Source organism: Stenotrophomonas maltophilia (assembly GCF_047497515.2).
Classification (GTDB): Bacteria; Pseudomonadota; Gammaproteobacteria; order Xanthomonadales; family Xanthomonadaceae; genus Stenotrophomonas.
The window spans coordinates 282,942-293,210 of record NZ_JAXAXL020000002.1; the positions used below are offsets into that span (position 1 = coordinate 282,942).

Here is a 10,269-nt window from a genome sequence, read left to right on the forward strand (position 1 = left end):
CCTCACCCTGCGCTGCCGCCCAGCGCCTTGAACAGGGTCACGTCGTTGTTCAGCTGGCCCTGGCGCACGCGCGCCAGTGACAGCTCGGCGTCGCGCCGGGTCTGCTGTGCTTCCAGCCAGGTGCGCAGATCGGTGGCACCCACGCGGTAGCGCACTTCCTGCGCGCGCTCCACTTCCACCGCTTCGTCGTAGGACGCCTGCGAGGCCGCCACCTGGCGTGCCAGCTGTTCGCGCGCGGACAGCGCGTTGTCCACTTCCGAGAGCGCGGTGTACAGCGTCTTGCGGAAGTTGGTCGCGGCGATCTGGTAGCTGGTGCCGGCGATATCGGTATCCAGCTGCGCACGCTGCAGGTTGAGGAACGGCAGTGACAGGCCGGCGCCCAGCGTGGCCACCGGATTGCGCAGCACGTCGCCCAGCGAGGTGGCGCTGGAGCCGAGGCTGCCGGTCAGGCTCAGCGCCGGGTAGTACTGGGTCGCGGTCACCTTGATGGTCTTCAGGCTGTTGCGCAGGCGCAGTTCGGCCGCACGCAGGTCCGGGCGGCGGCCAAGCAGGTCGGCCGGCAGGCCTTCCGCGATCGCTGGACTGCGCGCGCCCAGCAGATCCTGCGGTTCGTCCTGCTGTGGCCACGGCGTGCCGTCCAGCAGCACGGTCAGCGCATTGCGCACCTCCACCCGCTGCTGTTCCAGCGCGCTCTGCGAGGACCGCTGCGACTGCAGGTTCTGCAGTGCCTGGCGCACTTCCAGCCGCGATACCGCACCGGCGTCGAAGCGGGCCTGCACCAGTTCACGGGTGCGTTCCAGCCGTTCCAGGTTGGCCTGGCCGGTGCTGATCGACTGGTTGAGGTAGGCCAGGTTCCAGTACTGGGTGATGGTGTCGCCGATCACCAGCAGCGCGGTGTTCTGCCGGTCCTCTTCGCTGGCCTCGGCCTCCCAGCGGGCGATGTCGCGCTGCGTGCGCAGGCGGCCCCACAGGTCCACTTCCCAGCCCAGCGAGACGCCGGTGGAGTAGCTGCGACGCCAGTCGTCAGCCTGGTCGGTGGCGCGGCTGGCGCTGCCGCTGACACCCGACGAGGAAGGCTGCGGCCACAGCGCATTGCTGGCCAGCCCGGCCTGCAGGCGCGAACGCTGCACGGCCAGGCCGGCGGCGGCAAGGTCGCTGTTGGCGGCCAGCGCGCGGCTCACCAGGCGGTCCAGGCGTTCATCCGCGAAGCCGGTCCACCAGCTGTCCGCGCGGACGTCGCGGGCAGGCGTATCCAGGCTGCTGCGCGGGTCGTCGGCCGGTGCATTGAGCGTGGCATCGCCGCGGCCATAGGTGGCCGCCACGTCAGGGTCCTGTACCGGATAGCGGCCCATCGAGGCACAGCCGGAAAGGGCAAGCAGTACCGCGCCAGCCAGCAGCAGGCGCGAGGGGGCGGGGAATATCATTCGGGTCATCATCTTCATTCGCGGGCCAGGGCCTCGACCGGGTCGAGCTGCGCGGCATTGCGCGCGGGCAGGAAGCCGAACGCCACGCCGATCAGCGTCGAGCAGGCGAACGCGGCGACGATCGAGGCGGTGGAGAACAGCACCTGGAAGTCGCTGGCGAAGCGGCCGATCATCGAGCCCAGCAGCAGCGCCAGGCCGATGCCGAGCACGCCACCGAGCAGGCACACCAGTACCGCTTCGATCAGGAACTGCTGGCGGATATCACTCTGGCGGGCGCCGACGGCCATGCGCACGCCGATCTCGCGGGTGCGCTCGGTCACCGAGACCAGCATGATGTTCATCACGCCGATGCCGCCGACCAGCAGCGCGATGGCGGCAATGGCGCCGATCAGCAGCGTCATCGTGCGCGTGGTCTGCTCGATGGTGTCGCGGATCTCGGCGCTGTTGCTGAGGAAGAAGTCCTCGGTGCCGTGGCGCATCGTCAGCAGGCGGGTGATCGCTTCCTGCGCGGCATCCATCGGCGTGCTGTCATCCACACGCACGGTGATGCTGGATACGTGGCTCTGGCCCAGCATGCGCGACATCACCGTGGTGTAAGGCAGCCACACGCTCAGGCTGGTGCTGCCACCGAAACCGAAGCTCTGCCGCTTGGCCACGCCCACCACGCGCGCCGGCACGTTGCCGAGCAGGATCACCTGGCCCACCGGGTCGACATCGGGGAAGAACTGGCTCTGGGTGTTCTCGTCGATCACCGCCACCTGGCCCAGGCCCTTCACTGCGTCGGCATCGAAGAAGCTGCCGCTGAGCAGGGTTACGCCCTTGACCCGGAAGAACTGCTCGCCGACCCCGCTGACCTGCGCGGTGGAGGACTGGTTGCGGTAGCGCGCGGTGACCGAGGTCGACACGCTGGGGGTGGCGCTGTCCACGTAGCTCTGCTTTGACAAGGCGTCGGCATCGCTGGCCTTCAGCGTCTGCACGCGCGCCGAGCGCATGTCGCCGAAGCCACGGCCGGGATAGACGTCGATGGTGTTGGTGCCCAGCGCGCTGATGTTCTGCAGGATCTGCTGCTGCGAGCCGTTGCCCAGTGCCACCACAGAGACCACCGAGGCGATGCCGATGATGATGCCGAGCATGGTCAGGAAGGTACGCAGCCGGTGCGCGTTCATCGCCAGCAGGGCCATGCGGAAGGCTTCGGTGAAGCGGTCGCGGGCAGCCCGCCAGCTGTTGCCGTGGGCGACGCCGATGCTGGCCTCGCGCTGCGCGCGGTAGCTCGGTGCATCCGGATTGGCGCGGTCGGCAATGATCTCGCCGTCGCGGATCTCGATGATGCGCTGTGCGTGCTGGGCCACGCTCATGTCGTGGGTGACGATGATGATGGTGTGGCCTTCGGCATGCAGTTCGCCGAGGATCGCCATCACTTCCTCGCCGGACTTCGTGTCGAGTGCGCCGGTCGGTTCGTCGGCCAGGATCACCTCGCCACCGTTCATCAGCGCCCGCGCGATCGACACGCGCTGTTGCTGGCCACCGGACAGCTGGCCCGGCTTGTGGTGCATGCGATCGCTCAGGCCCAGCCGCTGCAGCAGCTGCTCGGCGCGGGCGTTGCGCACCGGACCGGGGCTGCCCGCATACACCGCCGGCACTTCCACGTTGCCGCGCGCATCGAGGTCGCCCAGCAGGTGGTAGCGCTGGAAGATGAAACCGAAATGCTCGCGGCGCAGTTCGGCCAGCTCATCCGGTTGCATCTTTCCGGTTTCGCGGCCGGCCACCTGGTAGCTGCCGCGGGTGGGGCGGTCGAGGCAGCCGAGGATGTTCATCAGCGTCGACTTGCCCGAACCGGACTGGCCGACGATGGCCACCATTTCGCCGGCATGGATATCCAGGTTCACGTCGCGCAGCACGGCGATGACGTCATCGCCGGCCGGGAATTCGCGTCGCAGGTCGCGCAGGCGCAGCAGCGGCGCCGTCATGCTCATCGGCGCCCCATGCCCGGGCCACCGACCCGCATCTGCATGCCGCCGCGGTTGCCGCCGCCCGCACCGGCTGCGGCGGCACTTGCTTCGCCCACCACCACGCGCTCGCCTTCCTGCAGGCCGGACAGGATCTCGGCCGAGGCACCGTTGTTGATGCCCACCTTGACCTTGCGCGGCTGCGGCTGGCCCTTGTCGTCCAGCACCCGCACCGTACGTTCATCGCCACGACGCTTCGGCCCCAGCGCCACCGCCGGCACCATCAGCACGTTCTTGGCCTGCTTGAGCAGCACCGAGACCTGTGCGGTCATGTCGATGCGCAGCGTGCCGTCAGGATTCTCCACGTCGAACAGTGCGTTGTAGTAGACCGCGCTGCTGGAGCTGGAACTGGACGAACTGCTGGAACTGGAGGAGTTCTCGCTGGCAATCGAGGCCGGCGCCGGATTGATCTGGCGCAGCGTGGCGTGGTACTTGCGGTCCGGGTCGCCCAGCGTGGTGAAGTATACCGGCATGCCGGCCTTGATCTTGACCACGTCGGCTTCGGAGATCTCGGCGTTGACGGTGACCACATCCAGCCGCGCCAGCATCACGATGGTGGGCGCGGTCTGGTTGGCGTTGACGGTGCGGCCTTCCTCGGCCACCACTGCGACCACGGTGCCGTCCATCGGCGCGGTGATGCGGGTGTAGGCCAGGTTGGCGCGGGCGGTGCCGAGTTCGGTTTCACGACCCTTGATCTGTGCCTCGTACGATTGCAGCTGGGCGCGGGCGGTCTTCAGCTGGGCCTCGGCGGCATCGTATTCCTGGCGCGAGGTGGCCTCGGCGGCCAGCATCTGCTGCTGGCGGGCGAACTCCAGTTCGGCCTGGCGCAGCGTGGCCTGCTGCACCGCGCGCTGGGCGGTGACCTGGTCCAGCGAAGCCTGCGCGTTGAGCACCTGGTTCTGCTGGGTGGTGGCGTCGATCTCGGCGATCAGGTCGCCTTCCTTCACGGTGTCGCCCAGCTGCACCTTCAGCGACTTGATCTGGCCCGAAGCCTGCGCGCCGACGCTGACCAGCTTGTAGGCGTCGATCACGCCGGTGGCATCGACCGTCTGCTCGATGTCGCCACGGCTGACCGGGGTGGTCGCCACGGCCGGGACGGCAGGTTTGCGCAGCAGCCACCAGGTGGCCAGGGCAACGATCAGGGCAAGCAGCGCGATCAGTATCAGGCGACCGCGGCGGGTCGCAGGCAACAGGCGGAACTTCACGTCGTGGCTTCACTCTCGGGGCCGCGCAGGCGGCGTTGGTGGGCATTGTGAAGACCGGGCGATGGACGGCTCAATCCTCGGGGTATGTCTGTATGTAACACTGTCGGTGAATACGCGTAACCACAGGTATCCCGCCTTCTGCTGGATACACTGGTACGCATTGCCCCGGATGCGGTTCAGCTGCCGACACGGGATGATCGCGCCATGGAGACTGAAAACACGATGCATCGACTGCTGATCGTCGACGACGACAACGACATCCGTACCCTGCTCGCCGAACAGCTGGGGCGCGCCGGCTACCAGGTGAGCACGGCCGCCGACGGTACGGCCATGCGCCAGTTGCTGGACCGCGAGCATGTGGACCTGATCGTGCTCGACCTCAACCTGCCGCGCGAAGATGGCCTGACCCTGTGCCGCGACCTGCGCGCACGCTCGAACACGCCGGTGATCATGCTGACCGCGCGCGCCGAGCCGATCGACCGCGTGCTGGGCCTGGAAATGGGCGCCGACGACTACCTCGCCAAGCCGTTCGAACCGCGCGAGCTGCTGGCGCGCATCCGCAACGTGCTGCGCCGGACCGAGGCGCTGCCGGCCAACCTGGAGCCGCTGGCGGTGCGCCGCGCGCGCTTCTCGCGCTGGGTGTTCGACCTGGAGCACCGCCACCTGGTGGACCCGGACGACCGCGTGGTGGTGCTGTCCGGCGCCGAGTTCCGCCTGTTGCGGGTGTTCATCGCGCATGCCAACAAAGTGTTGTCGCGCGAGCAGCTGGTGGCGCTCAGCAGCGGCCGCAACTATGAAGCACAGGACCGTGCGATCGACCTGCAGGTCAGCCGGCTGCGCAACAAGCTCGGCGACGACGGTGGCCCGGACGGCCTGATCAAGACCGTGCGCAACGAAGGCTATGTGCTGGCTTCATCGGTGAATCTGGAGTAAGCCACGATGCAACGCCTGCGCCATTTCCTGTCCTCGATGGTCGGGCGGCTGTTCGTCATCCTGCTGCTGGGCATGAGCGTGGCCGCGATCGGCGCGACCATGCTGGCCACCTCCAAGCGCCAGCAGGAGTTCGAACGGCAGAACCTGAACCGCATCGCCGACCGCCTGCAGGGCTACGTCAACCTGCTCGATGGCAATCCCGAGCTGCGCGAGCGGCTGCTTGAGGTCGGTGGCCCGAGCGTGCGTGCACTGCAGCCGGGCGCGCGCGTGGGCCGGGCCGATACCGCATTGATGGAAGTGCTGGACGACCGCCCGGGCCCGGTGTCGCGGGCACAGGTGCACTTCACCTCGTTCCGCTCATGCATTCCCAAACTGCAGGACCTGTTGCCGCCGCCTCCGCCGGGCCACCGCCGCCCGCCGCGCGAGCGCGATCCGGCCTTCATCCCGCCCAAGTGCCGCGCAGTGGATGTGACCCTCAACGATGGCACGCTGCTGAAGCTGGCCCTGGATTCGCCGGCGGTGGCGCACAACGGCATCCTCGCCGTCGACCCGTGGTTCCTGACCCTGCTGGTGCTGGCGATCGCCGTGCTGGCCTATATCGTCGCGCGCATGGCCAGCGCACCGCTGCAGGAACTGGCGGCGGCGGCCGAAGATCTGGGTGACGACCTGCAGCGCGATCCGCTGCCGTTGCGCGGGCCGCGCGAAGTGCAGCGTGCCGCCGAGGCCTTCAATGCCATGCAGCACCGCCTGCAGCGGCACCTGGCCGAACGCACGCAGATGCTGGCGGCGATCACCCACGACCTGCAGACCCCGCTGACCCGCCTGCGCCTGCGCCTGGAGAACGTCACCGACGAGACCCTGCGCGAACGCCTGATCGGCGACCTGGCCGCGATGCAGGCGCTGGTGCGTGAGGGCCTGGAGCTCGCACGCAGCGCTGAAAGCGCCGAGCAGCGTGCCGCGCTGGACCTGGATTCGCTGCTGGAGAGCATCGTCGAGGACGCTGCCGAGGGCGGTGCCGACGTGGTCTTTGAAGGCGGCACCGGGGCAGTGCTGATGCTGCGCCCGCTGGCCATGCACCGGCTGTTCTCCAATCTGGTGGACAACGCCGTGATGTATGCCCATCGGGTACGGGTGCGGGTGGAACGCAGCGGCGGCACGATCACGGCAATGGTGTCCGACGACGGCCCGGGCCTGGCGCAGGATCAGCTGGAGGCGGTGTTCGACCCGTTCGTGCGGGTGGAAACCTCGCGTTCGCGGGAAACCGGCGGCGCCGGGCTGGGCCTGACCATTGCCCGTGCGCTGGCCGAAAAGGACGGCGCGCGGCTGTGGCTGCGCAACCGCGCCGAAGGCGGGCTGGAGGCGGTGGTGCAGTGGCCGGCCAGTGCGCAGGTGATGACGCCGGGGCGGGGCGGCTGAGTCGCCCCATCCGGCAACGGTGACGCCCGGGGTAGGCTTTGGCCTATCATCTGCGCATCTCCCCACGTTCCCCCCGATGAGCCAGCCCGTTTCTGCCGGCACGCCGTGCCGCGTTGCCCGGTTGTTTCCGCACGCTGCCACGCCCGGCCGCCCACGCTGGCCACTGCCGCTGCGCTGATGGGCGGACCGGGGAGCAACAGGTGCTGGGTGGGGCACCGCGTATCGGCCATCACGCAGGCGCTGCGGCATGGCCTGCTGTGGCTGGTGCTGGTGCTGGCATTGCCACTGCCGCTCGCGGCACAGGAGGGGGCACCGCCGCTGCGTGACTACGCCATCGACGTGTGGACCTCACGCAATGGCCTGCCGCACAACTCGCTGCGTGACATCGCACAGACCCCGGAAGGCCATCTGTGGTTCGCCACCTGGGAAGGCCTGGTGCGCTACAACGGCCTGGATTTCACCGTGTTCGACCGCAGCACCCGGCCCGGACTGCGCGACAACGGCATCGGCGCGCTGCTGGTGGATCGCCAGGGCGGGCTGTGGATCAGCGATTCGCGCGGCAACGTCAGCTACCGCGGCAGCGATGGCCAGTGGCGCGTCTGGGAGCACCAGGCCGATACGCCACAGGTGCTGATCCAGTCCATGCAGATGGACAGCCAGGGGCGCCTGTGGTTGCTGTACGAGGGCAAGGGCCTCGGCTACCTGGTGCCGGACAAGGGCATCGTCTACCAGGCGCCGGCCGCGGACCTGCCGATGGCGATGAGTTTCACCAAACTGGTGGTGGACGCGCAGGACCGGGTCTGGGTCGGCACGCTCGATGGACTGGTGTTGCGTGACAACGACGGTGTGCTCAAGCGCGCCCCGGCGGCCTGGGGGCTGGGCGCTGGCAGCGGCCTGGCGTGGCCTTACCGGGCACCGGATGGCGCGTTGTGGATCGTCGCCGGCGAGCGGCTGTACCGGGTGGAGGACGACCAGCTGGTGCTGGTGCATCGGCTGCCGGGCCAGCTGCACATGACCGCGATGCTGCAGGACCGGCATGGTGACCTCTGGTTGGGTACCGAGAACCAGGGCTTGCTGCGGATCTCCAAGCACGGCCTTGAGCGGTTGCCGGCTGGCCTGAACCTGCCGGGCGGGCGCGTGGTGAGCCTGCGCGAGGACGCCGAGGGCAGCATCTGGGTCGGTGCCAACGGTGGCCTGTACCGCCTGCGGGAAACGCTGTTCAGCAGCTACACCGAGCGCGACGGGCTCAGTGGCGACTACGTGCGCACCGTGTTCGAGGACCGCGACCGCCAGCTCTGGGTGGGCAGTGCCAGCGGCCTCGATCGGCTGGCCGCGGATGGGCGGTTCCGCGCGGTGCCGCTGCACAACCGCGGCGGCAAGGCACCGTCGGTGTTGAGCCTGGCGCAGGACCCGGCGGGTGACCTGTGGGTCGGCACCTTCGGCGACGGCGTCTACCGCCTCGGTCGCGACGGCAGCCTGCGCCACAACTATGCCGCCGCCGACGGCATGCCGGGTGGCAACATCCGCGCCATCAGCGTCGATCCGCAGGGGGTGGTCTGGGCCGGCACGCAGAAAGGCGTGGTGCGTATCGAGGGCGACCGCGTGCAGGTATCCAGCGTGGCCGGCATGCCCAATGGCCTGATCACCGCGCTTGAACATGATCACCAGGGCAACCTGTGGATCGGCACCATTGAGGGCATCCGCGTGCTGCGCGGTGACCACGTGCAGTCGATCGACCTGGCGCCGATGGGGGGCGGCCGCAGTGTGTTCGGCTTCCATCAGCTGGGTGATGCGATGTGGATCAGCAGCGACCGTGGCCTCTACCGCTGGCGGAACGGGACGCTGGCGCGGGTCGGGCTGGAGCAGGGCATGCCGGTGGATGCGGTGTTCCAGCTGGTGCCCGACCGGCTCGGCAATGTGTGGATCAGCAGCAACCGGGGCGTGCTGCGTACCGACATGGCCACGCTCAACGCCGTGGCCGATGGCCGTGCGCCGCGGGTGGTGGTCGAGCGCTACAACGAGATCGACGGCATGGCCAATGCGCAGGCCAACGGCAGTTCGGGGCCATCGGCGATCCTGCGCCAGGACGGCACGTTCTGGGTGGTGACTGCTGGCGGGCTGAGCACGGTCGACCCGCAGCGGCTGCAGCGCTTCCGCGAACGCCCGTCACCGCCGGCGGCGATCGAAAGCGTGCAGGTGGATGGTGCCCCGGTGCATTGGGAAGGCCCCGACCGCAACTACATTCCCGGTGGCCGACGCTTGGCAGTGAGCTACGTCGGCCTGAGCTACCTGATGTCCGACCGGATCCGCTACCGCACCCGGCTCGATGGCCTGGACGTCGGCTGGGTCGAACGCGGCCCGCAGCGCAGCGTCGAGTTCGTCGGCCTGCCGCCGGGCGATTACACCCTGCACGTGGCAGCCGCGCACCCGGGCGGTGCGTGGGGCCAGCAGGAAGCGGTGTGGAGCTTCAGCGTGGAGCCGTTCTGGTGGCAGCGGCGCAGCGTGCAGGTGCTGGGCGGACTGTTGTTGCTGGCCGGCCTGGTGGCGTTGTACCGCCTGCTGCTGCAGCAGCTGAAGGCCAGCAACCTGCGCCTGGCCCGCCGGGTGGATGAGGCCACTTTCGACCTGCAGGCCAAGACGGTGCACCTGCAGGCGCTGAACCAGGAAAAGACCGAGCTGGCCGAGCGCCTGGCACGGCAGGCCGAGGCCTTTGAGCGGCAGGCGCGCGAGGATGCCCTGACCGGGCTGGCCAACCGCCGTGGCTTCGATGAGACCCTGGCCCGCGACTTCGCCCGCTCGCAGCGCAGCGGTCATCCGCTGTGCCTGGTGGTGCTGGATATCGATCACTTCAAGGACGTCAACGACCGCCACAGCCACAGCATCGGCGACGCGGTGCTGGTGGAGGTGGCGCGACTGATCGCAGCGGCCAGCCGGGCTTCGGACCTGCCCGCACGCACCGGCGGCGAAGAGTTCGCGCTGCTGCTCAACGACACGCGCCTGGAAGAAGCTGCACAGCTGTGCGCGCGCTTGCGTGGGCTGTTCCACGACCATCCGGACTGGGCCGGCGTGCCGGGCCTCCGCGTGACCTTCAGCGCAGGCCTGGTGGAGCTGGACGCCGACGACCGCACCCCGGCGCTGCTGTACCAGCGCGCCGACCGCGCGCTGTACCGCGCCAAGAGCGACGGCCGGGATCGCACCAGCATCGGTTGATCGCATCCACGCGTGGCGTGGATCTACCAGGCAGGTTGGATGGTGGGGTGGGGGCCGTTGGTGCGCACGCCCCAT

The 10,269-nt window shown here is 69.0% G+C and carries 6 protein-coding genes; 3 read left to right on the forward strand and 3 right to left on the reverse strand.

What is annotated here, in order from left to right; all coding sequences use genetic code 11:
- Positions 1–2: 2 nt before the first annotated feature.
- Genes ACMZPQ_RS05020 through ACMZPQ_RS05030 form a run of 3 tightly spaced genes read right to left on the reverse strand, consistent with a single transcriptional unit; the run spans position 3 to position 4,635 of the window.
- Positions 3–1,442 (reverse strand): TolC family protein, encoded by a 1,440-nt coding sequence (locus tag ACMZPQ_RS05020; RefSeq protein ID WP_197582629.1) that lies wholly within the window; start codon positions 1,440–1,442, stop codon positions 3–5.
- Entirely contained in the window at positions 1,439–3,397 is a 1,959-nt protein-coding gene (locus ACMZPQ_RS05025; protein WP_197582628.1) for a MacB family efflux pump subunit, read from the reverse strand. The genes ACMZPQ_RS05020 and ACMZPQ_RS05025 overlap by 4 nt, the downstream gene beginning before the upstream one ends.
- The gene (locus tag ACMZPQ_RS05030; RefSeq protein WP_197582627.1) at positions 3,394–4,635 is read right to left on the reverse strand and encodes an efflux RND transporter periplasmic adaptor subunit; all 1,242 of its coding nucleotides are present in this window, start codon (positions 4,633–4,635) and stop codon (positions 3,394–3,396) included. The genes ACMZPQ_RS05025 and ACMZPQ_RS05030 overlap by 4 nt, the downstream gene beginning before the upstream one ends.
- 204 nt (positions 4,636–4,839) lie before the next feature.
- Between ACMZPQ_RS05030 and ACMZPQ_RS05035 the strand changes: the two genes are divergently transcribed.
- The 3 genes from ACMZPQ_RS05035 to ACMZPQ_RS05045 all read left to right on the forward strand — a co-directional run bounded on the left by ACMZPQ_RS05035 (position 4,840) and on the right by ACMZPQ_RS05045 (position 10,194).
- Positions 4,840–5,568, forward strand: coding sequence for a response regulator (locus tag ACMZPQ_RS05035; RefSeq protein WP_005408779.1), 729 nt, complete (start codon positions 4,840–4,842; stop codon positions 5,566–5,568).
- Between the two features lie 6 nt (positions 5,569–5,574).
- Entirely contained in the window at positions 5,575–6,984 is a 1,410-nt protein-coding gene (locus tag ACMZPQ_RS05040) for an ATP-binding protein (RefSeq protein WP_197582626.1), read from the forward strand.
- 177 nt (positions 6,985–7,161) lie between these two features.
- The gene (locus tag ACMZPQ_RS05045) at positions 7,162–10,194 is read left to right on the forward strand and encodes a two-component regulator propeller domain-containing protein (RefSeq protein WP_197582639.1); all 3,033 of its coding nucleotides are present in this window, start codon (positions 7,162–7,164) and stop codon (positions 10,192–10,194) included.
- The last annotated feature ends 75 nt before the right edge of the window (positions 10,195–10,269 follow it).